This window comes from Photobacterium rosenbergii, from assembly GCF_033022775.1.
Classification (GTDB): Bacteria; Pseudomonadota; Gammaproteobacteria; order Enterobacterales; family Vibrionaceae; genus Photobacterium; species Photobacterium rosenbergii_A.
This window is the reverse complement of the sequence record NZ_JAWJZI010000003.1, coordinates 52,336-75,267: the sequence shown is the minus strand read 5'-3', so window position 1 is coordinate 75,267 and position 22,932 is coordinate 52,336. Positions and strand designations below refer to the sequence as shown.

The 22,932-nt window shown below is 45.3% G+C and carries 21 protein-coding genes; 8 read left to right on the top strand and 13 right to left on the bottom strand.

The features are described from left to right. Positions 1-62: 62 nt before the first annotated feature. Positions 63-1,013: an NAD(P)-dependent oxidoreductase gene (locus R2X38_RS08295; protein ID WP_317521773.1), complete on the top strand. Its 951-nt coding sequence runs from the start codon at positions 63-65 to the stop codon at positions 1,011-1,013. 75 nt (positions 1,014-1,088) lie between these two features. Here R2X38_RS08295 and R2X38_RS08290 read toward each other — a convergent pair whose 3' ends face one another. The 6 genes from R2X38_RS08290 to R2X38_RS08265 form a co-directional block, all read right to left on the bottom strand. After that, positions 1,089-1,847 carry a hypothetical protein gene (locus R2X38_RS08290; protein ID WP_317521772.1) on the bottom strand — a complete coding sequence of 253 codons (759 nt, stop codon included), beginning with the start codon at positions 1,845-1,847 and terminating at the stop codon, positions 1,089-1,091. A 20-nt stretch (positions 1,848-1,867) separates the two neighbouring features. Beyond that, a complete protein-coding gene (locus R2X38_RS08285) occupies positions 1,868-2,482 on the bottom strand; it encodes a hypothetical protein (RefSeq protein WP_317521771.1) in 615 nt (204 codons plus the stop codon). Positions 2,483-2,875: 393 nt separating this feature from the next. Beyond that, a complete protein-coding gene (locus tag R2X38_RS08280) occupies positions 2,876-3,712 on the bottom strand; it encodes a CsgG/HfaB family protein (RefSeq protein ID WP_317521770.1) in 837 nt (278 codons plus the stop codon). Positions 3,713-3,724: 12 nt separating this feature from the next. Further along, positions 3,725-4,129, bottom strand: a complete 405-nt coding sequence (locus tag R2X38_RS08275; protein ID WP_317521769.1) for a curli assembly protein CsgF — start codon at positions 4,127-4,129, stop codon at positions 3,725-3,727. A 10-nt stretch (positions 4,130-4,139) separates the two neighbouring features. After that, positions 4,140-4,601, bottom strand: coding sequence for a CsgE family curli-type amyloid fiber assembly protein (locus R2X38_RS08270; RefSeq protein WP_317521768.1), 462 nt, complete (start codon positions 4,599-4,601; stop codon positions 4,140-4,142). Continuing rightward, positions 4,598-5,266 (bottom strand): LuxR C-terminal-related transcriptional regulator, encoded by a 669-nt coding sequence (locus tag R2X38_RS08265; RefSeq protein WP_317521767.1) that lies wholly within the window; start codon positions 5,264-5,266, stop codon positions 4,598-4,600. The genes R2X38_RS08270 and R2X38_RS08265 overlap by 4 nt, the downstream gene beginning before the upstream one ends. A gap of 309 nt (positions 5,267-5,575) precedes the next feature. Here R2X38_RS08265 and R2X38_RS08260 point away from each other — a divergent pair, with 309 nt between their 5' ends. Next, entirely contained in the window at positions 5,576-6,709 is a 1,134-nt protein-coding gene (locus tag R2X38_RS08260; RefSeq protein WP_317521766.1) for a YcjF family protein, read from the top strand. Then, the gene (locus R2X38_RS08255; protein ID WP_317521765.1) at positions 6,690-8,225 is read left to right on the top strand and encodes a GTPase domain-containing protein; all 1,536 of its coding nucleotides are present in this window, start codon (positions 6,690-6,692) and stop codon (positions 8,223-8,225) included. Before R2X38_RS08260 ends, R2X38_RS08255 begins: the two co-directional genes overlap by 20 nt. A gap of 84 nt (positions 8,226-8,309) precedes the next feature. On the opposite strand, the gene cra is transcribed toward R2X38_RS08255, so the two are convergent. After that, positions 8,310-9,308, bottom strand: a complete 999-nt coding sequence (gene cra, locus R2X38_RS08250; protein WP_317521764.1) for a catabolite repressor/activator — start codon at positions 9,306-9,308, stop codon at positions 8,310-8,312. 389 nt (positions 9,309-9,697) lie between these two features. On the opposite strand from cra, the gene fruB reads away from it, so the two are divergent. Genes fruB through fruA form a run of 3 tightly spaced genes read left to right on the top strand, consistent with a single transcriptional unit; the run spans position 9,698 to position 13,557 of the window. Beyond that, positions 9,698-10,816: a fused PTS fructose transporter subunit IIA/HPr protein gene (fruB, locus tag R2X38_RS08245; protein WP_317521763.1), complete on the top strand. Its 1,119-nt coding sequence runs from the start codon at positions 9,698-9,700 to the stop codon at positions 10,814-10,816. A gap of 2 nt (positions 10,817-10,818) precedes the next feature. Continuing rightward, entirely contained in the window at positions 10,819-11,778 is a 960-nt protein-coding gene (gene pfkB, locus R2X38_RS08240) for a 1-phosphofructokinase (RefSeq protein WP_317521762.1), read from the top strand. 21 nt (positions 11,779-11,799) lie between these two features. After that, positions 11,800-13,557: a PTS fructose transporter subunit IIBC gene (fruA, locus tag R2X38_RS08235; RefSeq protein ID WP_317521761.1), complete on the top strand. Its 1,758-nt coding sequence runs from the start codon at positions 11,800-11,802 to the stop codon at positions 13,555-13,557. A gap of 250 nt (positions 13,558-13,807) precedes the next feature. On the opposite strand, the gene R2X38_RS08230 is transcribed toward fruA, so the two are convergent. Together R2X38_RS08230 and R2X38_RS08225 are read right to left on the bottom strand one after the other, a co-directional pair. Continuing rightward, a complete protein-coding gene (locus R2X38_RS08230) occupies positions 13,808-14,500 on the bottom strand; it encodes a hypothetical protein (protein ID WP_317521760.1) in 693 nt (230 codons plus the stop codon). Between the two features lie 256 nt (positions 14,501-14,756). Beyond that, the gene (locus tag R2X38_RS08225; protein WP_317521758.1) at positions 14,757-15,590 is read right to left on the bottom strand and encodes a pyruvate, water dikinase regulatory protein; all 834 of its coding nucleotides are present in this window, start codon (positions 15,588-15,590) and stop codon (positions 14,757-14,759) included. Positions 15,591-16,302: 712 nt separating this feature from the next. Here R2X38_RS08225 and ppsA point away from each other — a divergent pair. Then, on the top strand, positions 16,303-18,669 hold the full coding sequence (gene ppsA / locus R2X38_RS08220; RefSeq protein WP_317521756.1) for a phosphoenolpyruvate synthase: 2,367 nt from the start codon (positions 16,303-16,305) through the stop codon (positions 18,667-18,669). 69 nt (positions 18,670-18,738) lie between these two features. Here ppsA and folM read toward each other — a convergent pair whose 3' ends face one another. Genes folM through folX form a run of 3 tightly spaced genes read right to left on the bottom strand, consistent with a single transcriptional unit; the run spans position 18,739 to position 20,472 of the window. Beyond that, positions 18,739-19,458 (bottom strand): dihydromonapterin reductase, encoded by a 720-nt coding sequence (gene folM / locus R2X38_RS08215; protein ID WP_317521755.1) that lies wholly within the window; start codon positions 19,456-19,458, stop codon positions 18,739-18,741. Then, positions 19,455-20,093, bottom strand: a complete 639-nt coding sequence (gene folE / locus R2X38_RS08210) for a GTP cyclohydrolase I FolE (RefSeq protein WP_317521754.1) — start codon at positions 20,091-20,093, stop codon at positions 19,455-19,457. Before folE ends, folM begins: the two co-directional genes overlap by 4 nt. Position 20,094: 1 nt before the next feature. Beyond that, positions 20,095-20,472: a dihydroneopterin triphosphate 2'-epimerase gene (gene folX / locus R2X38_RS08205; protein WP_317521753.1), complete on the bottom strand. Its 378-nt coding sequence runs from the start codon at positions 20,470-20,472 to the stop codon at positions 20,095-20,097. A gap of 285 nt (positions 20,473-20,757) precedes the next feature. Here folX and R2X38_RS08200 point away from each other — a divergent pair, with 285 nt between their 5' ends. Next, complete coding sequence (locus R2X38_RS08200) at positions 20,758-21,255, top strand: CIA30 family protein (protein ID WP_411185011.1); 498 nt, start codon at positions 20,758-20,760, stop codon at positions 21,253-21,255. A gap of 215 nt (positions 21,256-21,470) precedes the next feature. Here the strand turns inward: R2X38_RS08200 and R2X38_RS08195 are convergent, their stop codons facing one another. Further along, positions 21,471-22,910 (bottom strand): glyceraldehyde-3-phosphate dehydrogenase, encoded by a 1,440-nt coding sequence (locus tag R2X38_RS08195; protein WP_317521750.1) that lies wholly within the window; start codon positions 22,908-22,910, stop codon positions 21,471-21,473. Positions 22,911-22,932: the final 22 nt, after the last annotated feature.

The window sequence follows — 22,932 nt, the reverse complement described above, 5'->3', positions numbered from 1 at the left end:
CCTAACCTTGAAGTAGCTTGGGTATATACTTGGTTGAACATAAGCCTAAAGGATTGAAGGTAATGGGTAATTTTTTTGACAAAGCAAGGCGCGCAATAAACCAACTGGAAGTGATGGTGAATACTATCTCAATGCCCAAGGTAAAAGCGGGTGAAGAGAATAACAGTGAACCACTCACAGAACAGTCGAGCTCCTTAACAGGCAAAACGGTATTTATCAGCGGCGGCTCAAGAGGGATAGGCTTTGCTATAGCCAAGCGCTGTGCACAAGAAGGGGCAACGGTGATTATCGCTGCGAAAACCACCGAACCTCACCCCACACTCCCCGGAACCATCTATACCGCAGCAGAAGAGATCAATCAGGCAGGGAAGGGAAAGGCGATCCCTGTTGTATTGGACATCCGCGATGAGGCTGCCATTGTCAGCGCCGTAGAGCAGGCTGTCGAGCAAACGGGTGGTATCGACATCGTCATCAACAACGCCAGCAGTATTCACTTGCAGAACATGGAAAATACACCGAGCAAGCGGTTTGACTTGATGTTTTCGATCAATGTTCGAGGCACGTACCTGCTAACCCAGGCTTGCCTGCCGTATTTACGCACATCCTCAAACCCGCATATAGTAACCCTTTCTCCTCCGATAGATTTGAGCCCGCAGTGGTTCAAGAATTACGGTGCCTATACCAGTTCGAAATACGCCATGTCGATGATGACCATGACGTTCGCCAATGAACTCAAAGAGTACGGTATTGCAGCCAACTCCTTATGGCCGAAAACCACGATTGCCACGTCCGCGATATCCCACATGAAGAACGGCAAGACAATCATGGAGCATTCCCGTCATCCGACCATTATGGCTGATGCATGTTATGAAATTATCACTCGGGATTCCAAAGAATGTACTGGTCGGTTCTTCATTGATGAAGAGGTGTTGCAGCATCAAGGTATGACTGATTTTTCAGATTATGCCTGTAAGCCGGGGGCCTCTTTACAGCGAGATTTGTTTTTGAGTTAAGGAGCGTTCTTTAAGAGGAATATAAAAAAAGCAAGCGGCTGATGCCGCTTGCTAAAGGTAGTATTGCAAGTAATGTTATAGTTGTATATTAGTCAAGTAGTTATTGCTTGACCCATTGGTTACTTCCATATATGAGTAATCATTGCCAGTCTGAGTGAATGTTAGATGGTTTCCAGTAGTATAATCACCTTCAGCATCAATTAGGGCAACTGCTTTGGCATCGTCGCCAGTTTGAGAAATGGTTACATAGTTACCATCCGCATAGCCACCTAAAATATCCACATCTACTTCGTTGTTGTTGCCTTCAGTATTAGAGTACACATGGTTGTAATCACCAGCATCAATATCAACTTCAGCTTTGTTGTGATTACCATCTTGCTTGACTGTTACATAGTTATCATCAGCATATGGTTCGATCTCAATGTCAATATCGTTGTAGTTACCTTTTTGTTCAGCATATACATGGTTTCCGTCTGAACTGTGATCTGCTTCAATGTATGATTTGTTATCGTAGCCAAATTGTTTGACTGTAACATTGTTCCAATCAGACTCATTATCGATGTCAACTTCAGAATCATTTTTACTACCAAATTGGAAAACAGTTACATCGTTACCATTTGAATCATCATCGATTTTTACTTTTGATTTGTTTTTAGCTGTTGTTGAGTAAGACACCTGCTTTACGTAAACTGTGTTATCATCACTATCATCAGTTACGTAAATGAAAGAGCGGTTGTCAGAGTAATTGTATGAGTCATAGTATGGTGAATAACCATTAGCTAATGCTGAACCTGAAACCATAGTTGCTGCGATAATCATTGCTAACTTTTTCATGATATTATCCTTAATTGTGCTTATTCAATAACGATATTGCGATTCATACCGTTTATGATTACATGAGTTTGATTGTTACCCGTTTGGGTTATTTCAGAGTAATAACTTTTAACATTACTTTTTTGTACAATTAACGCGGTATTGTCATTTCCATATTGACTTATTTCTCCCTTATTACCCTTACCTTTTTGGACCAAAGCGGCTTTATTGTTATTGCCGACTTGTAAAATGAGCCCGGTGTTATCAACACCTGTCTCAGAAATATACGCAAGGTTGTAGTTACCATCTTGTTGGATTGAAGCTTTGTTTAATGCACCTTGCTGTTCAATAATTGCTTTGTTTCCATTCCCCGATTGAGAAATCGCTGCCTTGTTGTTTCCACCATTGCCAAAGCTTTTCTGGATAATTGTGGCCAGCCCATTATTACCGTTGTTGACTTTGATGTAGGCGTAATTATCGAATCCGTAGCTTATTTCATTAATATGACCCAATTCGTTTAGCGCAAGGTCACTTGAATTTACTTGGCTATGAAAACCCAATAGACCAATGTATATGACTACTGCCTTGTTAAACTGTCTCATCACCACATCCGTCTTTGTTGTTTCATTTTGTAATTTAATTATCGCTTTTGACAAAGGATTCTCACTAAACGATCAGTTGAATTTTTATGCGACGGGTTAATAGTGTTGAATTAATTATTATTGTTGAGAACTCATTCTAAATAATGATAGAAGTACAAATAGCTAAACTTAAGTTTAGTTAGATTGTGTGCAATCAATTGCTTGCAAGCAGATGGATATTGCTTGGGGGATATTATTGACCACCGATGAACAACCAGTAGCGAAATTTATTTTTTTTAGCTTGTGGAATCATTTTTTGAACTCATGTGTTTGTTCTTGAGTTTGAGTTTGAGTTTGAGCTTGAGCCATGATTGTAGAAGTGTTAACAGAGATTAAGGCTGGGGGAGGGACTTAAAGATGAAAAGGCCCTCCTAAGAGGGCAAAAGGTGGGACCTTAACTTTTCAGAGTTAGATGATAGGTTGGCTCGTTTCCATGTACTGCTGGATGATTGGGTGTTTGAGATCTTCTTCTCTCAAGGTTGTCCAAAGGCCGTTTTTGATCCCGTCAACGATAACATGTACAACTGCAGCGTCTATGGCCGACATTACCGCAACATTGACCGGCTCGTTGGTGGTGTACCCCAGTTCGGCTTCGAGCAAATCTTTATAGTCGATAAACTTGAACACCCCGGTTTGCACTTCTTGCGAATAGATGGTTTTACTGGTGGTGACACTGAGTAGTATCCGCCCGCTTCTAACATCGACAGCACGAACATTGACGGTGACCTGGTCGGCTCTGAATTGACCAGATGCGCCGATTCCAAGATAACGCGCACCGACACCGCCTGTTTTGATATTGGTATCGTAGGCTACAATGCCCCCTTCAAACATGATGTTAGCTGACTCAAGAGAGGGTAGATCATTACCATGATTGGCGACGATTTCATCTTTCTTTTGCGCTGCCCGAATAATCTTCCGCTCTGTCAGTAGGTTTTGTAACCCTTCACGCTCAAGGGGAATAAACCATTTAGAGTCTAAAAGCGATGTCATCAGTAACGCTGCGGCACCCTGTGGAACGGCGGTTGAAAAGTTACTGTTAGGTTGCGGTTTGTACTGGCCGCTTTGGTCCCTGAAGTCATAGACGGAGACGTAAACCTTACCGCGAGGCAAAGGCAGGCTGACTAAATCATTATAAGTTGCGCCACGAGACATTAAATTTGGCTTTTCATCTATATCTGGTATGTCCATGGAAAGTGAACAGCCAGTTAATATAAATGAGAACAGAACTGCGAATGTAATTTTCATTACTGTACTCCTTTATAAATCCGGCACTAAGCCACTAACTTGGATAGTTGAAGATTCACCGGTTTCTTTATCGGTAATTTGGATGGTTAACTCACCATTGTTATCAACGATGTTCAGCAAGAAGTCATCCGTTGACAGTTGGCCTGTATTGCCGTTACCGACATCTGACAACAACTGACTGATTAATCGAGATTCCAGACTAGCCGCGAGCCTATCTAAATCCGACTGTTCATCAAGAATGCTGCTCGCATCGGGGTTTTTATGGTCGTTAATTGCATTAGCGATACCTAGCAGGTGGCTACTATTAAGAGGATTACCCCCAAAGCTAGGGTTTATGGGGCGGTATGTCAGTTCAGTTGCTATCGCACTAATACTGAAACAGGCAATACCCAGAGTACAGATAATTTTTCTTTTCATGATTGGTCCCTTAAATCTCATCATGATCAACATCAAATGTATCTTTCAGGTAACGTTCAATTTTCCAGCGAACAACATAAGTACTGATGGCGCTGATTGCGTCATCTACTTTTTGCTCTATTTGCGAACGACCTGGTGAGATGGCTGTTCGGTATATCAAATTCTGGCGATGATATACGCTTATGATACTGCCGCTCAGTGCCGTTGGCCTTTCTTTTACAGTTAGGTTTTCTGCTAAATTCTCAAATTTATCACTCATTTTTTGAGAGAATAGAGAATAAAATTGTTCACCCAGATGGGTTAGCGTTCTATCTATTATTATGCCGTCTATTTCAGTTAGGCTATCGAGTGACTCCAAGCCATCTCTACTCTCTAACGGTGGACCGTTTTCTAATGGTTTACTGTCATTAGCTAAACTGATACTAGCAAAGAGTAATGCTGCTAAAACTACAATTAGAAAAGACTTATTCATATCGGCATGTCATTGTAGTAATTGTTCTTTGCCCACATAAATGCCTGGACCCTGTTCTTAGCATTAATCTTTTTGAAGACATTATGCAGGTGAGATTTTACAGTATTTTCACTGACAAACAGGCTGGCGGCAATTTGCTCATTGGATTCACCAAGTATCAGCAAATCTAAGATTTCTTTTTCTCTTGTCGTCAGATTGGTATGAGGTTTGATGTTGAATTTTAATTGCGAGCGCTGACGATATGACAGGATAATTTTCTGGCTTAAGCTCCTGCTTAGCCACATTTCGCCATCGAGTATACATTTCATCCCTTTTTCAACTATTTCTAAGCTGTTATTTGAGTAAAAAACCCCAGTAATGTTAGGCCAGCCTAATAATATTTTGTAATCTGTTTCTTGAGGGGTGTTTATCAAAACCTCTTTGGTTTCTAACTCATTTTGGGTGATGTAACTGTAGTATGATTGATGCTTCTCATCATTTATATAGGTAAAGTCAATAATCACAAGTGATTCGTCTGGCCTTACATAGGATCCAGAAACGAATTTGTCAAATGTCATTATATCAATGCTTTTATTAAGTGACTTTTCCAGAAAATCCTTAAACAAGCATGATTGAAGACTCGAATCACATATAAAGAAAATATGCTTAAAATGACTGCTGGACATCGTCTTTTCCTTTTACTTAGCATGTCAATTTGCGCTTTCATTCTTAAATTTAGAACAACAAAAACAAACATCAAGAGGACAAAAAATTTATATATACCTTAAACTGATAAACTTATGAAAAGACTAATAAAAAATTAGTCATTTTTTTGACAATGGCAAAATAGTTATAAAAAAACAAAAAAACACTGATAAATTCTCATTATTGATACGAGTATTTGCTTAGATTATGTGCAGCGCTATGCACTAGGTTTTGCCACTGAAATACCCGCCATGTATTATCGTTGGTACTTAGTGGGGTTAGAGGTCTTGATGCAGCAGTTTTTCAGAAATATATACCAGTATATCAACCCAGATAAGGATCCCGCTCTACAAGCTGCTAACCAGGAATGGGAGTCATCACTACCTACATTGTGGCTGTTGGGGAAAACCGGTGCTGGTAAGTCTACCCTGGTTGCAGCTGTCACTGGCAACGAGCTGGTTGAGGTGGGCAATGGCTTTCAACCCTGTACCCAGACTGCTGTTGAATATGTGTTTCCGACAGACAACCCTGTGCTGCGCTTTCTCGATACCCGTGGATTATCTGAAGCCGATTATGATCCTTCTGATGACATCGAAGCTTGCCAGGCTCAAAGTCATGCTTTGGTTATTGTGATGAAAGCCGAAGAGCCAGAGCAAAGCGATGTATTGTCTGCACTCAAGAAGATCCGCAAAGATGGCCGGATAGATAACGTGCTGTTGGTACATACGGCTTGTTTATCCATTACCGACCCAGATCAGCGTCTTCAAGCGATTCGCTACAACCAAGATCAAGTGGAAAAGGTCTGGGGAACCACATTGATGTCGGTTAATGTAGATTTCCATGAGGAACCGACAGATAGCGCTGCGGCATACAGTGATGAGCTATTTGGCTTATCAGCACTGAACACACAGTTGGCAGAGCTGCTGCCAATCATCCAGTTAATGCAGCAGGCAAAACAGCATGGTGATGCCGAACACAGTAACTTTCAAAGGCTACAACAAGAAGTGATGTGGTATGCAGGCAGTGCTGCGGCCTCAGATGCCTTGCCGGGGGTAGGGTTGGTGTCTGTTCCTGCTATTCAGGGCAAGATGCTACACAGTTTGGCCCGACAATATGGGGTGGAGTGGAACCGTAAGCGCTTTACCGAGTTTGCCGGTTTGTTGGGTAGTAGCTTTGCGTTGAAATATGCCACTAAACTCGGCGTTCGCCAATTAGCGAAGTTTATTCCTGTTTATGGACAAACTGTCGGAAGTGCAGTTGCTGTTGCTATCAGTTTCGGCATGACCTACGCCATTGGTAGAGCGGGCTGCAAGTATCTCTATCACATCAGCCGTGGGGAGTCAGTTGACGAGACTGATATTCGTTTTATCTTCGAGCAAGCGTTAAAGCAGGCCAAGGAAAGCCATGAAAAAGACAATCAATAGTGTCAGTCTGATGAGCCGTTTTTCGGCTGGTTTTCTACCTTTATTCTTTGCTTCGATGATCATTCCTGTGCTGGTTTTGGCGGGCTGGGGACTATTTAAAATCATTGACGGTGACCATTGGCTGTTCTTATCAGCTCTGATAGCGCTGTCGTCATTTATGGTGATTGCTGGCGCTATTTGGCCGCGGCATATACGGCGAAGTGCTTCTGGTGAAGCTGGGCAACTTGAAGGGGACTATGATGTCGCACCATCTGGCGAATGGGGGGAGTTTGACCGCAAAGTCTGGGATACCCTGAACCCCGAGATAGGAGGTTACCTCGCTAAAGATGATAGTTGGACTGTATTAAGGGAGCATGCCTTAGCGTTGTCTATGGAGGTCGCCAGCCAGTATTATCCAGATCGTGATACGCAAGCCCTATCATTTACCGCACCAGAATTTCTTTTAATGCTGGAAAAAGTGAGCCACCGATACCGTCATTTTCTACTTAACCATGTGCCATTTGCTGAGACCTTGAAACTTTCGCACTTCCAGCAAGGCTATCAGCACAAAGATAAATTAGGGACAGCGAAAAAGGTTTATGATGTTTACCGGGTTTTACGGGCGATGACACCTGCAGGTTTGATTGCTGAGGCGAGGGGGCAACTACTCGGGCGCTTATTTGATGAGGTGAACGAGGAAGTACAGTTTACGTTAAAAAAAGTACTGCTTCAGGAGGTCTTGTCTGTAGCTATCGATTTGTACAGTGGCCGGTATAAAGCGGCTGAAGGTGAGTTGAAGAGCAATGAATCAGATGATGGTCTTTTGGCCGAGGAGCTTGAACCGCTTCGAGTGGCGATTGTCGGTCAGGTCAGTGCGGGTAAATCCTCGTTGGTAAATACCTTTGTCGGCAATATGGTTGCAGAGGTCAGTGCTATCCCCTCAACGGAAAGCATTATACTTCACCGTTGCTATGTTGATGGAATTGATATTATTCACCTGGTGGATTTGCCGGGTATCGATGGGACGGATTCGACCAATAAGCTGTTAGTCAAACAGATGGCGCAGAGTGATATTGTGCTGTGGGTGCTTAAGGCCAACCAGCCAGCCAGAAAAATTGATGCGGTGTTGCGTCAACAATTCGAAGAATATTATCAGCAGGAAGCTAACCGTAGCAGAAAGAAGCCGAAGATCATTATGGTACTCAATCAGGTGGATCGCTTATCGCCAGTCACGGAGTGGCAGCCTCCCTATGAGCTAGCCACCACTCAATCAACCAAGGGTAAAACCATTAAAGCGGCCTTGGATTATAACAGTGAGCAGCTAAAGCCGGATGATGCTGTGGTGGTTGCTATGCCGCCGGGTGAGCAACCTTATAATATGGACAGTTTGGCTGAAGCGCTATTGGCGGCCTTTCAAGAAGGGGTGAATACCCAGCTTAATCGCCGAAGGTTAGATCACAAAAGTGAAGCATTAAGCCAACAGGCAAAGCGCTTGTATCGATTAGGCAAGGTTGCGGTTAAGCGCTATATGGTTTGATGCCAGTATTTACTAGACTCAAGACAGAAAGCCCAAGCTCTACTGCTTGGGATTTTTCTTATGTAACGGTTTGATGAAACAGGGCTAGCGACGTTTAATTTTTCGAGGGATCACTTCCACACCGGTACGGTAACGGCCAGCAATGGCGTTCAGGGCCAGTTCCAGTGCGTTATCGGCAATCAGTTCGAACTGCTGCGGGAGTGATTGGATTTTTATCGGTAAGAAATCCAGCAAGCGGTTATCACCAAAGGTGGCTAGGTGAGTCTTTTGCATCAGCTCAGGGTTGGCAAGCAGGCAATCGAGCACGCCCTCAAACAGAGTATAAGAGGTGGCTAGAATGGCGTCAGGCATACATCCGCTGTCAATCCAGCGTTGGACTTGTTGCTGGCCTTGTTGTTGGCTGAAGTGATCGCCATTGGCAATCAAGATATTGGCTTCCGCTATTTGCTTTTGACTGCTGTAAGAGCGGATAGCAGACAGAAAGCCTTGCTCACGCTCTTTGGATACCCCCAGATCAGGGACCGCACCAACCAGTCCAATACTCTCGACGCCTTTGTCCAACAGGCTCAGGGTAAGATCAAAGGCACCATCCAGATCTTCGCTGATCACACTGGCAAACATTTCATCATTCATTGCCCGGTCAATAGCAATAACAGGCACGCCACCATTTTGAATCCGTTGATAGAAGCCGCTATCTGTCGGTAGGCTACTGGCCACAATCAAGGCATCAATGCGTCGGCTGAGTAGGGTTTCAGCCACCTTCATTTCAGTCTCAGCATCATCATCAGAGCAGGATATGATCAGCTGGTAACCTGCTTTTCGCACATTGCTCTCTAGCAGTTTTGCTAGCTTGGCATAACTGCTGTTTTCAAGATCGGGAATGATCAAGCCAAATGAGCGGCTGCTTCCTGCGCGCAAGGAGGTTGCAGCGTGGTCGGGCCGGTAGTTGTGCTCATTCACCACTGCCATGACTTTTTGCTGGGTCTTTTCGCTGATCCGGTATTTCTGCGCTTTGCCGTTGATCACGTAACTGGCAGTCGTTCGGGATACACCGGCAAGTTTTGCTATTTCATCTAGCTTCATTCTGATTCTTGTACTTACAGTTGGCAGGCACCTTCCATTCTACTGCTTCACATTCGGAACAGAAAGAGGCTGATACGCTGAATACTAAATCGGTGTACCCAAATAGTTTGGGTACACCAGTGTTGTTTTGTGCGGCGGATCATAAAATCATTCATGATCTTGAGATCACATTTGCAATATTAGCTGAAACCATTCAGCATGTCAGCTGAATGGTTTCAGCAGTAATATCATTTTGAACTAGATTGTGCTGAAATTTTATTTTGACCAATAGCTGAATCGATTCAGTCGAGAAGGTATCAAGTTGGTCATTTAGGTTTATATTTGTGTATATGCTAGACGGAGAGAAGACCATCGGTCTTCACCAGGTTTAACGAAACTGGAGTAAACACATGCTGTCACTCTCAACAAAAGATATTCAGCTTAAACAATCAGCAGAGGATAAGCAGGAAGCCATCAAGGCGATTGCTGCGGGCCTTGAGCAACAAGGCTTGGTCGAAACCGGCTATGTCAACGGCATGCTGGATCGTGAAGCGCAGAACTCAACATTCCTTGGCAACGGCATCGCAATTCCGCACGGGACAACTGATACCCGTGGTTTGGTGAAAGAGACAGGTGTAAGGGTTCATCATTTTCCGCAAGGCGTTAACTGGGGAGATGGCAAAACGGTTTATCTTGCAATTGGTATTGCAGCTAAATCTGATGAGCACCTAGGCATTCTCAAGCAATTGACTAAGGTGCTTTCTGCGGATGGCGTCGAGGACAAGCTAAAGACGAGTGATAGCGCTGAAGGCCTTATTGCGATCCTCAATGGCGAAGCGCAACTAGAAGCGGATTTTGATGAAAGCTATGTCCAGCTCGCTTTCCCTGCGACAGACCTTGTCCAGTTGACCGCGGTAGCTGCTGGATTGGTGAAAAACCACCAATCAGCAAGTAACGAAACCGTTGCTGATGCGATTGCTGCTGGGGCGACGCACCTAGGCCAAGGCTTGTGGGTTGCAAAAAGCCACAAAGGTGTAAGCCGTACTGCTTTGTCATTTGTTACCCCAGCGGAATCTTTTGAAGAAGCAGGCTCTCCAGTAAAAGGCCTTTTGTTCGTGGCAGCGTGTAATGGTGCCCACGTCAATAACATGAATTATTTGGCACAGCTGCTATTCAAGAACCAAGCAAGTAAGTTGTTCAATGCGGCGGCCGATCAGGTTGTGACGCTCCTGACTGAAGAAGCGCTTGAAGGTAATACTGAAGTCTTTAAGATCCGCAACCCCCATGGTTTGCATGCCCGCCCAGGTGCGATGTTGGTCAGTGTTGCCAAGAAATTCAACAGTAACATCCTGGTTGCCAACCTTAATGGCGAAGGCAAAGCGGTCAATGCCAAGAGCTTGATGAAAGTGATTGCTTTGGGCGTTAAGCAAGGTCACGAATTACAGTTCACAGCTCAGGGCGATGACGCAGATGAAGCTTTGGCGGCAATTGGCCTGGCTATTGCTGACGGTCTTGGCGAGGGTAAATAGTTATGAGTCAGACAAGCCATTCACCGCTGAAAGTTGTCACGGTGACACTCAATCCGGCCTTGGATCTCACTGGTAGCCTGGGGTCACTCAACCCGGGCACAGTTAATCTGGTCAATACTGGAACGCTGCATCCAGCAGGTAAAGGCGTCAACGTCGCCAAAGTGCTGGCAGAGTTGGGCGCAGATGTGACCGTAACAGGCTTGCTTGGGGCGGATAACCAAGAACCATTTTGCCAGCTCTTTGATGAGCTGGGCGCCAAAGATGCCTTCGTGCGTGTGAAAGGCGCCAGCAGAATTAACGTGAAATTGGTAGAGCAAGATGGCCGAGTCAGTGATATCAACTTCCCGGGCGTGGAAGTGGGGGAGCAAGATTTAGCGGCGTTTGAAACCACACTGAAAAGCCTGGCCGAAAGCCATGACGTATTTGTGATTGCCGGTAGCCTACCTCGCGGTATTACTCCTAAGCAATGTGCGGCTTGGATCCAATGGCTGCACGACAACGGCAAGCAAGTTTTCTTCGATAGCAGCAAAGCGGCATTGGCTGCGGGGTTGGATGCCTCGCCTTGGTTGGTGAAACCTAATGACGAAGAGCTTGCTGACTGGGCGGGTCGCGAGCTGAATTCAGAGCAGGACTTGCTGGTCACAGCAGAGCAACTTTCAGCGAAAGGGATTGCCAATGTGGTGGTATCTCTCGGTGCTGATGGGGTGATGTGGCTAAACGGTGAAGGTTGGCTTCGCTCCCAGCCGCCAAAAATGGATGTCGTTAGCACAGTCGGTGCAGGGGATACATTAGTTGCTGGTTTGTGTTGGGGACAGCTTAACCAGTGGAACAAAGAAGAGACATTGGGCTTTGCCACAGCACTGTCGGCACTGGCGGTCAGTCAGGTCGGCGTCGGGGTTGAAGATATCAACCAAGTGCTGAAAGTAAAAGAAAATGTCCAAGTAAATAACGTGAAGAGCTGATTCGGATCAGAGGGTATTGAAATGAAAATTGCAGTAATAACAGCGTGCCCAAGTGGTATTGCAAATAGCATCATAGCCGCTGGCTTGATTGAAAAGGCAGCAGCAGAACTTAAGTGGACAGCAGCAGTAGAGTGCCAATCTTCAGTTGTGCCGGTGAAGGCGCTTAGTCAAACCGTGATTGACGAAGCTGATTGTATTGTTGTCGCCGCAAATACCGCGGTAGATACAACACGTTTCAAAGGTAAAAAGCTATCTCAGATTGCGATCGAAAACGTATTGGCTGATCCGAAAGCCGCTCTTTCACAGGCAGTTAGCCAAGCGACTGTACTAACCGAAGTGGCGACTGTAAGCGCTGCAGATGCTGCCACTGTAGATAGCAGTGATTCTGCGGCGAAGAAAATTGTTGCAATCACGGCTTGCCCAACTGGTGTGGCACATACCTTTATGGCTGCAGAAGCACTGGAAGAAGAGGGTAAGCGTCAGGGCCATCAAATCAAGGTTGAAACCCGCGGCTCTGTAGGGGCAAAGAACCAACTGACGGCTGAAGAAATTGCCGCTGCTGATTTGGTGATCATTGCCGCTGACATCGAGGTGGATCTTTCGCGATTTGCTGGCAAGAAGTTGTATAAAACCAGCACGGGCGCAGCGCTAAAGAAAACTACCGAAGAGTTTGAAAAAGCGTTTGCGACAGCAACACCGTATCAGCACCAAGCGGGCTCTTCGTCTGAAGGTGATGCTAAGCAAGAGAAAACGGGTGCCTATAAGCACTTGATGACAGGCGTATCGCACATGCTGCCGCTAGTGGTTGCTGGTGGTCTGTCCATTGCACTTTCATTTGTCTTTGGTATCACCGCATTCGAACAAGAAGGGACACTGGCTGCTGCACTGATGACCATCGGTGGTGGTTCAGCGTTTGCCTTGATGGTTCCTGTGCTTGCCGGTTTCATTGCCTTCTCGATTGCTGACCGTCCGGGTCTGGCTCCGGGTTTGATTGGCGGTATGCTAGCAAGTTCGACTGGCGCAGGTTTCCTTGGCGGTATCGTTGCCGGTTTCCTTGCCGGTTACAGTGCCAAGTTTGTGGCAGACCACGTTAAGTTGCCGCAATCGATGGAAGCGCTGAAACCAATCTTGATCATTCCTTTGCTATCAAGCTTGGTGACTGGCCTTATCATGATTTACGTCGTGGGTGGCCCGGTATCAACAGCGATGACTAGCCTGACTGATTTCTTGAATAACATGGGTTCAGCGAACGCAGTACTACTGGGTATTATCCTTGGCTGTATGATGTGCTTTGACTTGGGCGGTCCGGTAAACAAAGCAGCATATACTTTTGGTGTTGGTTTGTTGGCCTCTCAGACTTATGCGCCAATGGCCGCTGTGATGGCTGCGGGCATGGTTCCCGCTCTCGGTATGGGTTTGGCGACTTTCTTGGCGAAACGTAAGTTTAACGCCAGTGAAGCAGAGGCAGGTAAGGCATCTTTTGTACTGGGTCTATGCTTTATTTCTGAAGGTGCGATTCCATTTGCAGCCCGCGATCCAATGCGTGTTATCCCAAGCTGTATGGCGGGTGGTGCATTAACTGGCGCGCTATCAATGCTGTTCGGTGCTAAGTTGATGGCTCCGCATGGTGGTCTGTTTGTGCTGTTCATCCCGAATGCGATTACACCAGTGTTGATGTACTTAGTTGCCATTGCTGCAGGTACGGTAGTAACCGGCGTGACCTATGCATTCTTGAAGAAATCTGACGAAGAGCAAATGGCGGTTGCGGAAGCAAAATAAGCGTTAATTTGTGATTCACTAGATAAAGAAGGCCCCGGCATAAATGCCGGGGCCGATGCCACCGCTGCCTACGGTATTCTTTGCGTTTGCCCCAAAACCATTAAAAGGTTAACAGAGTTATCTTTCCATGAAATAAGATTTTTTTAGTATCTCTGTTAAGACAGACGTATATTATGTAGGCATTCCCTGCGTATAATACAAAGCGCAATATTATAATTTTTTATTTACCCTAAATTATATTTTAGTTATTTTAATTTATTGTTGTATCTTCCTCTGCTGCTAGCAGCCAATTTCCCCCATCTACAATTAACAGATAAGATTTCCCTATATCTAAATCACAAATGTTTCTCTGATTAGCTCCTAGTATCAATTCATTGTCACAGTTGTCTAGAATGATTTGATTTGAAAAGCTACCTTTGCTTAAGTTGATTACAGAGAAGGCTGAAGAGTTTACCGTGACAACGACATCTTCAATGGCAAATAGTCTTAATCGATATTTGTCCTCAATGGGGGCTGGGTCTTGAACTCCGCTGGTGAGGGTCATTTCTCCTTCGTCATTCCAAGCGATAGCCCATAATTTTTCACCGTTATTCAGAATATTACCTTCAGATACTGATTGCACTGTCTGGCTGTTAGTATCTTGCGCACCAATATCGAGCGACATCGGAGAGGCTGTTGTCCAACTAATTGAATGGTAATAAGAGTCAACATGATTGACGGTATAAACTTTATTGTTCTCATCAAATAGCACACTATTGCCACCAGACTCTTTAATAAAAAAGTCAGCGGTAACGCCCGATAAATTAACAAGATCTATTCCTAATGTTCTTACACTGATTTCGTCCATTGTCACTCCGGTGGGATCTGATGAATCACTTGATGATCCCCCACCGCAGGCAATTAAAAAAACTGTTGATAATGCTGTAAGCGCAACCCTAATCATTGTTGGAACCTCGTTATTATATTTCTGAAGCTCAAATTAAGCATATTCAATAATTGATAATTTTTTGATGAATAACAGGGATAAAAATAAGAAATTAATAAGTGATTGAATAGTTGTATTTTTTTAGCTCTCATCATTGAGAATTTGCGGTGAGATAGTGATAAACCATGTTGAAAAGGTTGGCGAGTAGCAAAAAACAGAATACTCGCCGATAAAAGACCACTGGGGCGGTTAGCTTACAACTAGCTCAAAAGTGTTAGCACATCTTACGTTTTAGACCGCTGATATCGAGTAGGCGAGTGGCAATTTCTTCGACTGACAGGCGGCTGGTATTGAGATAGGGAATTGCCTCACGGCGGAACATTGACTCTACTTTGCTTAACTCACTCTCGCATTGTTCCATGCTGGCATAGTGACTATTGGCGTAACGCTCGTGGCGAATTTCAACCAATCGCTCGGTATCTATTGTCAGGCCATAGGTTTTGTATCGGTAGGGTTCGATTGCTTTTGGTAAACGTAGCTTACTCATATCCTCTGCGATGAACGGGTAGTTAACCGCTCTAATGCCAAATTGCATTGCAAGATAGAGACTCGTTGGCGTTTTCCCACAACGAGAGACACCCAGAAGGATGATATCGGCTTGGTCGAGGTTGTTGAGAGAAACGCCGTCATCATGGGCAAGGGTATATTCTATTGCAGCAATGCGGTCTTGATAGCTATCGGCATCTTTGGCGATGCTGTGTGAGCGCTGCAGTTGCGGTTGCGGCGCCATTTGTAAATCTTCACTCAATGGGGCGACAAGCGCATTAAGCACATCGTAAAAGTGGGCCTTACTTTGTTCGATGATCGCTTTTACTTCTGGCAGTACTATGGAGTAAAACACTAGAGGCTCAGCCCCTGTTTCCTCAAAGGCTCTATCGATTTGCTGTTTAACGCTATTAGCACGTTCAATGCTTTCAACAAAGGGCAGTGTGGTTTGACGTGTTGTGATATCAAACTGGCCAAGGACTGCGTGGCCAAGGGTTTCAGAGGTGATAGCTGTCCCGTCAGACACAAAGAACACGTCACGAAAATTGGACTTGGATTGCATGAAAAATTTAATCCTTGAAAGTATTTTTAGCCAAAGGCATAAGCCCAGTAAATATAATCATCTGATAAACAAGTTTCCAGATTCAATGTCACACTTTGCTGTAATCTTGTTTTTGTCTTGATCTCATCCTGTTTTAGAGTTTTTTACAAAGACGGATTTGGAGGTGATTTCTTCAAAGATACTTGTAGGGAAATTAAAAATGTCGATAAATCCATCAGAGATGATTAAATAGCCTCAAAGCCTATAGTTTCGTGATTAAATTATTGATATTAAAGTAATATATCTACGGTTTTCTCAGCTGGTTCAGATGACCTACCAATGTTGAGCTAGATCAAAAACCTGATGCGCTTCAAATTTTTTTGATAACTTGCTAGATAATTTATATGAGAGGTGGAAAACTGAATATAGCAATTCGGTGCTACAGGGTATGACTTGAGTGTTGTGTATCTGTTCTTCGAATAAGAAAATGTCTATGTATGTGTGTATATCCAGCTGTATCGCATATAGATATACGTTTTCAAGTAATTGAAAATGAAAAAGATTTGACAGAATTTTAGCATCTAATTTTATAACAATAACCTACAGGGTAACGGAGGATGATTAGCGTTTTGCTCTGAAAATGGACATTTTTCGCTTTTTTTTGTGGCAAAAAGCAATCGTTTACTAATGGGTTACCTGCTTTAAACTGTTGAATCCAATAAGGAGAATTGCCGTGCAACAGAATGTTGTTTGGTACGATGCTTTGTCAATGAACGATGTTGATAAAGTTGGTGGTAAGAATGCATCTCTAGGCGAGATGGTGGCGAACTTGGCTAATGCGGGTGTAAAAGTCCCTAACGGCTATGCGACAACCTCCCATGCCTTTAATCAGTTCTTGGAAGCCAATTCGCTTAACGAGCGTATCTATAAGCTTCTGGATGAACTTGATGTTGAAGATGTAAATGCCTTGCAGCAAGCTGGCGAGACTATCCGTAATTGGGTTCTAGAAGCGCCGCTTCCACAGGATCTGGAACAGGATATTCGCGAGTGTTACCTTGAGTTAGCCCAAGGTGATGAGATGCTGTCTGTGGCTGTTCGCTCATCGGCAACAGCAGAAGACCTACCTGATGCCTCATTTGCAGGCCAGCAAGAAACTTTCCTTAATGTACGTGGTATTGAAGCAGTGATCGAAGCGGTTAAACACGTTTTTGCTTCGCTATTTAATGACCGTGCAATTTCGTACCGCGTCCACCAGGGCTTTGACCATAAGGGTGTCGCGCTATCGGCTGGTATCCAGCGTATGGTCCGATCCGATAAAGCCTCTTCAGGTGTTATGTTTACCCTAGATACAGAATCTGGCTTTGACCAAGTGGTATTCATCACATCATCTTGGGGGCTTGGTGAGATGGTTGTTCAGGGTGCGGTAAACCCTGATGAGTTCTATGTACACAAGCCAACGCTTCAGGCGGGTAACCCTGCTGTAGTGCGCCGTACCATTGGCTCTAAACTATTGAAGATGGTTTACACCGAAGACACTTCGCTGGGTAAGCAGGTTGAAATTCTTGATACCAGCAAGGAAGAGCAATCGCAATTCTCTCTAACAGACCAAGAAATCGAATCCCTCGCTAAGCAAGCGATGATCATTGAGAAGCACTATGGCCGACCAATGGACATTGAGTGGGCCAAAGACGGTATCACCGGTGAGCTACTGATTGTTCAGGCTCGTCCAGAAACTGTACGTTCACGCGATGATGCCAATGTGATGGAGCGCTTCCACCTCAATGGTACAGGCCATGCCCTGATTGAAGGTCGTGCAATCGGTCAGCGTATCGGTAGTGGTGAGGTTCGCGTGGTGTCCGATCTGTCCCAGATGGATCAGGTACAAACTGGCGATGTGCTGGTGGCTGACATGACTGACCCTGATTGGGAACCGGTAATGAAAAAAGCGGCGGCAATTGTGACCAATCGTGGTGGCCGTACTTGCCATGCGGCAATCATTGCCCGTGAGCTGGGGATCCCTGCGGTTGTTGGTTGTGGTAACGCGACTGATTTATTGCAAACCGGTCAGAAAGTCACGGTTTCTTGTGCGCAAGGTGAAACGGGTTACATTTACGAAGGTGAGCTGGACTTTGAAATTCGCCGCTCAGAGGTGGATGATCTGCCAGACCTACCGCTCAAAGTGATGATGAATGTCGGTAACCCGGACAGGGCATTCGATTTTGCTTGTATTCCTAACGAAGGGGTAGGCTTGGCAAGGTTGGAGTTTATCATCAATAAGATGATCGGTATCCACCCGAAAGCCTTACTGAATTACGACCAGCAATCTGACGAGCTGAAAGCAGAAATCGACCAGCGCATCATCGGCTACCCTGATCCGGTTGAGTTCTACATCCAGAAGCTGACAGAGGGGATCTCAACACTGGCTGCGGCTTTCTGGCCAAAACGCGTCATCGTGCGTATGTCTGACTTCAAGTCAAATGAGTACCGTAACTTAGTGGGTGGCGTGAACTTCGAGCCAACGGAAGAAAACCCAATGATTGGTTTCCGTGGTGCGTCGCGCTATATTTCAGAGCAGTTCCAAGATTGTTTTGCCCTTGAATGTGAAGCTATAAAGCGTGTTCGTGAAACCATGGGATTGAAAAACGTTGAAATCATGATCCCGTTTGTCCGTACCGTCAGTGAAGCAGCCTCAGTCATTGATCTGTTGGCGAAGTTCGATCTTCGCCGTGGAGAGAATGGCCTTAAGGTTATCATGATGTGCGAACTGCCATCGAATGCCATTTTAGCGGATGACTTCCTCAAGTATTTTGATGGATTCTCTATCGGCTCAAACGACATGACCCAGCTGACATTGGGCCTTGACCGGGACTCTGGTGAGATAGCCCACATGTTCGATGAGCGAAACGAAGCCGTCAAAGCAATGTTGGCAATGGCAATAACAGCGGCTAACAAAGCGGGTAAATACGTTGGGATCTGTGGCCAGGGGCCATCGGATCACGATGACTTAGCCCAGTGGTTGATGGAGCAGGGAATCGATTCGGTTTCCTTGAACCCTGATACCGTGGTTGAGACCTGGCTGCACTTGGGTGAGCAGTCATAACTTACTGCTTAAAAATAAAGGAAAAGCTCGCTGACAAGGCGAGCTTTTTTTTACCAAATCGCGTAGGAATTATTTCAGATGGCGCCCACCATCAAATTGTAAATTCCTGCCTGTCATGAATCGGCTATTAAGCAGCAACTGAACGCCGTCTATGATTTCGTCGAATCCAGCTTCTCTTGGCAGTAATGCTTTTGCGAGCGCTTTTTCTTTGTAAGCATCACCATCGTCGGGGTTAAATTTTAGCAAGGCAGGTGATATTGAATTTACTTTGACTTCGGGGGCGAGCAGTGAAGCAAAGGAGAGCGTGAGGTTGTTCATTGCCGCTTTACTCGCGGCATAGGCGATATGTTTTTTGCTGCCTTTCTCTGCCACGTAGTCTCCAATATGGATGATATCAGCATGACCATTCTTCCTGAGTTGGTCCTGTGAGGCTAAGTTGATTTGATAGGGTACAGCAACGTGAATCGCCATCATTTTTTGCATTACCTCAGCGGCACTTGCCTGCGCATCGTCCTTACATACTGGGTCCTGCATCCAATCTGAGGCATTGTGAATAATGGCCCTGATAGTCGGGTAGCGCTGTGACAGCAGGGCGATAAAATTATCAACCTGCTCTTGCTGATAAAAGTCTACTTGGTGTAATTGAGCACCAAGCTCTCTGAGTTCAGCTAGTTTTGTATATTCCGTGCGGTAAGTGCCTACAACATCATACCCTTGCTGGAGAAGTGTTTGGGCCAACTTAAAACCCAGGCGTTTTCCTACCCCGGTGATGATGACAATTTGGCTCATTGTAAGAACTCCGCACGAGTCTGGGGGTTGGTTTTGAACTGTCCGCCTAGTGCTGTAGTGGTCGTACTTGAGTTAACATCCATTACACCTCTCGATTTCACACAGTAGTGAGTGGCTTCTATGGTCACAGCGACATTTTCTGTTTCAGTTAAGGTTTGAATGGCGACCAAAATCTGCTGAGTCAAACGCTCTTGTACTTGGGGACGCTGGGCAAAGAAGCGTACAATCCGGTTTATTTTGGATAAGCCAATGACTTTGGATTCTGGTAAATAGGCGACCTTAGCAACACCGTCGATGGTGACAAAGTGGTGCTCACAGGTGGAAGTGAGACTGATGTCGGATACTTTGACCATCTCATCGACACGCATTTTGTTCTCGATAACGCATATGTTGGGAAAGTTGTCGTAGTCGAGACCAGAGAAAACTTCATTTACGTACATCTTCGCGATTCGGTGGGGCGTTCGCGCAAGGCTATCGTCCCTGAGATCAAGCCCGAGCACCCCAATCACTTCCGTAAGTAGCCCTTTGATGCGTTCGTATTTTTGTTCAGGGTTCATTTCCTTGGGTAGCATGGGTGTTTCCAGACCTTGCTGGATTAATGCCTGCTTAACCAGTTTAGCTTCGATATTCATCATGCTACTCGCTTACACCTTCATCAGTGGAATAATTCAATGTTAGGGAGACTGAATCTGCAAATCGCAATGCGTGGGGTTTATCAATGGTCACTTGGGCGTAACTCACCCAAGGGTGGTCAATACACAGACCAAGTACGTCACTGGTAAGCTTTTCCAGCAATAAGAACTTACCGTTCTCGACGTGATGGATAATGTTTTTGCAGATGGTTTTGTAATTTAAGGCGTTTTCAACATTATCGCTCAGGCACAAGTTATTTGCGGGATAATGGATTTCAGCATTGATGATGATGTCTTGCTGTTTCTGTTTTTCTTCATCATTAAACCCGATATACGTTCTTAGTCTGAGATTCGTAATCTTAATAATCGCGTTATGGTTCATGGTCGATTCTCTTAGTATTAGGTCTACCTTTAACGCAAGGGAGATCGAAAAGGATCATGAACTTAGTCAACGGACATTAGTTGTGAATAGCTAGTTGTGTTCATTGAGCTCTATGGTCGTTTAAGATGATCTAAGAGAGGGTAATAATCGTAACTAGCTAATAAAAACAAGATAATACGAGCATTGCTCGCTTCGAATCAGCAGCAGGAGTGGCTCATGGGTAGACGATTTTTGCTTGTTGCTTCCTTCATCTTCACAATTACAGTATCTGCATCAGGGACGACTATGATTGATTTAACACAGCCTAGCGAATATCAGAACTGGCAAGCAACCAATGACAACGTGATGGGGGGCATTTCACAAGGACACATGACTTTTGATGGTCAGTCGAGTCGATTTTCGGGGGAGTTATCACTAGCCAACAACGGCAGTTTTAGTTCCATTAACCGACCAATAGAGTCATTGCCTGCTGAGGTGGATCGAGTCGAACTAACACTTATCGGTGATGGCCGCCTCTACCAAATTAGGCTCGCGACATGGAGAAATGGTAGTCGAATTACCTACAAGCACGAGTTTTCGACCGTTAAGGGGCAACAGCAAAAGAAGGTATTTTACCTGAACAACTTCCAAGCGGTGTTTAGAGGACGGCTGATCTATGATGCACCTTTACTTGCCGCTCGTGATATCAAACAAGTGGGGTTATTGATTGCAGATAAACAACCTGGGCCCTTTGTACTTAACCTGATCCAGATTCAATTCAAAGCCTTACCTAAAAGTGACTAAATCAACCTCCATAGCATTATTTTTATTACAGTGGACATAGCCAGTATCTTTCACAACATAACCATTAATGCCGCGCTGGTAAGTTTGTCTGATAAGAAAGAAAGCCGCCAGGAAACAGGCGGCAAAAGTGCTAGGAATATTATTGTTGTAGTGGTGGAAGGGAAATAGTCTCCAGCTACTAGTTCACGTCAGTAGCTGGAGGGGATTAGCACGCGCTATTTCACTTCAGGGTAAGTCTTGTAGCGTACACCCATCATTTGTTCCATGCAGTGAACAACCTGACAGCTGTAGCCAAACTCGTTGTCATACCAAATATAAAGTACACAGCGTTTGTCCTGGGCGATGGTAGCGGCACCGTCGACCACACCTGCATGACGGGAGCCAACGATATCGCAAGACACTATTTCGGTCGATTCGGTGTAATCAATTTGCCCTGACAGCGGCGAGTTCAGTGCCATATCACGCAGGTAGGCATTCAGCTCGTCTTTTTCTGCTACGTTGTTTAGGTTCAGGTTCGCAACAGCCATAGAGACATTTGGGGTAGGAACACGGATCGCATTGCCGGTTAGCTTACCTGCCAACTCAGGCAGTGCTTTAGCAACCGCTTTTGCAGCACCGGTAGACGTCAAAACCATATTCAGCGAAGCGGAACGACCGCGGCGTTCGCCTTTATGGAAGTTATCAATCAGGTTCTGATCATTGGTGAACGAGTGCACGGTTTCGATGTGACCGGAATCAATGCCGTATTTGTCATTAATCGCTTTAAGAATTGGCGTAATGGCATTAGTGGTACAGCTTGCTGCTGAAACAATGGTGTCATCCTCTTGAATGACTGTTTCGTTGACCCCGAATACCACATTTTTCAGGTCGCCTTTACCCGGTGCGGTCAGCAGGACTTTTTCCGCGCCGTTACAACCTAGATGCTGGCTCAGTCCTTCTCGATCACGCCACATACCGGTGTTATCAACGACTAGCGCGTTATGCATACCGTACGCGGTGTAATCGACTTCCGCTGGGCTGTTGGCGTAAATAACCTGGATGTAGTTACCGTTGACGATTATCGCCTTGCGGTTTTCATCGACAGTAATACTGCCGTTGAATGGGCCGTGCACAGAGTCACGACGCAGCAGGCTGGCGCGTTTTTCCAAATCGCCATCTTTGCCGCCACGCACAACAATGGCTTTTAGGCGAAGCGGGTAGCCTTGGCCACTCTTCTCTACCAGCAGGCGGGCTAGCAGGCGACCGATACGGCCGAAGCCGTATAGCACCACATCGCGGGTTTCTACCGACTGGGTGCTGTTAAGCGATTCCAGCAAAGCGGTCTGTAGGAAGTCACTGATGTTGCTCTCATCGTCATTGGTAGACCAGTAGCTATGCGCAAGCTGGCCAACATCGACACGGCAAGGTGAGAGATCAAGTGTTGCCAATGTTTGGATCAAAGGCAGCGTTTGGGCTGGTGATAATTCAGAGCCGGTGTAGCGGCGGGAAAGACGGTGGGATTTAACGATATCGATAACTGAGGTATTTACGATTTGCTTGCCGAACATCAGGACTTCTACGCCTTTCTGTCGGTACAGCTGACCCAATAATGGGGAAATAGATTCAGCATTGGTTTGGCTGGTTTGCCAGTCTAGAAGGTATTTTTCTGGACTCATCGTTAGTTAGGACCTTTCACGT

What these genes read in the sequence shown, in the direction of transcription:
- folM (WP_317521755.1), bottom strand. Translation starts at nt 19,458, where the DNA reads ATGAGCCAAATTGTCATCATCACCGGGGTAGGAAAACGCCTGGGTTTT.
- R2X38_RS08265 (WP_317521767.1), bottom strand. Translation starts at nt 5,266, where the DNA reads ATGTCCAGCAGTCATTTTAAGCATATTTTCTTTATATGTGATTCGAGT.
- R2X38_RS08255 (WP_317521765.1), top strand. Translation starts at nt 6,690, where the DNA reads ATGAAAAAGACAATCAATAGTGTCAGTCTGATGAGCCGTTTTTCGGCT.
- fruA (WP_317521761.1), top strand. Translation starts at nt 11,800, where the DNA reads ATGAAAATTGCAGTAATAACAGCGTGCCCAAGTGGTATTGCAAATAGC.
- R2X38_RS08200 (WP_411185011.1), top strand. Translation starts at nt 20,758, where the DNA reads ATGATTGATTTAACACAGCCTAGCGAATATCAGAACTGGCAAGCAACC.
- R2X38_RS08225 (WP_317521758.1), bottom strand. Translation starts at nt 15,590, where the DNA reads ATGCAATCCAAGTCCAATTTTCGTGACGTGTTCTTTGTGTCTGACGGG.
- folX (WP_317521753.1), bottom strand. Translation starts at nt 20,472, where the DNA reads ATGAACCATAACGCGATTATTAAGATTACGAATCTCAGACTAAGAACG.
- R2X38_RS08275 (WP_317521769.1), bottom strand. Translation starts at nt 4,129, where the DNA reads ATGAAAAGAAAAATTATCTGTACTCTGGGTATTGCCTGTTTCAGTATT.
- R2X38_RS08195 (WP_317521750.1), bottom strand. Translation starts at nt 22,910, where the DNA reads ATGAGTCCAGAAAAATACCTTCTAGACTGGCAAACCAGCCAAACCAAT.
- R2X38_RS08270 (WP_317521768.1), bottom strand. Translation starts at nt 4,601, where the DNA reads ATGAATAAGTCTTTTCTAATTGTAGTTTTAGCAGCATTACTCTTTGCT.
- folE (WP_317521754.1), bottom strand. Translation starts at nt 20,093, where the DNA reads ATGATGAATATCGAAGCTAAACTGGTTAAGCAGGCATTAATCCAGCAA.
- pfkB (WP_317521762.1), top strand. Translation starts at nt 10,819, where the DNA reads ATGAGTCAGACAAGCCATTCACCGCTGAAAGTTGTCACGGTGACACTC.
- R2X38_RS08230 (WP_317521760.1), bottom strand. Translation starts at nt 14,500, where the DNA reads ATGATTAGGGTTGCGCTTACAGCATTATCAACAGTTTTTTTAATTGCC.
- fruB (WP_317521763.1), top strand. Translation starts at nt 9,698, where the DNA reads ATGCTGTCACTCTCAACAAAAGATATTCAGCTTAAACAATCAGCAGAG.
- R2X38_RS08290 (WP_317521772.1), bottom strand. Translation starts at nt 1,847, where the DNA reads ATGAAAAAGTTAGCAATGATTATCGCAGCAACTATGGTTTCAGGTTCA.
- cra (WP_317521764.1), bottom strand. Translation starts at nt 9,308, where the DNA reads ATGAAGCTAGATGAAATAGCAAAACTTGCCGGTGTATCCCGAACGACT.
- R2X38_RS08260 (WP_317521766.1), top strand. Translation starts at nt 5,576, where the DNA reads ATGCAGCAGTTTTTCAGAAATATATACCAGTATATCAACCCAGATAAG.
- R2X38_RS08295 (WP_317521773.1), top strand. Translation starts at nt 63, where the DNA reads ATGGGTAATTTTTTTGACAAAGCAAGGCGCGCAATAAACCAACTGGAA.
- R2X38_RS08280 (WP_317521770.1), bottom strand. Translation starts at nt 3,712, where the DNA reads ATGAAAATTACATTCGCAGTTCTGTTCTCATTTATATTAACTGGCTGT.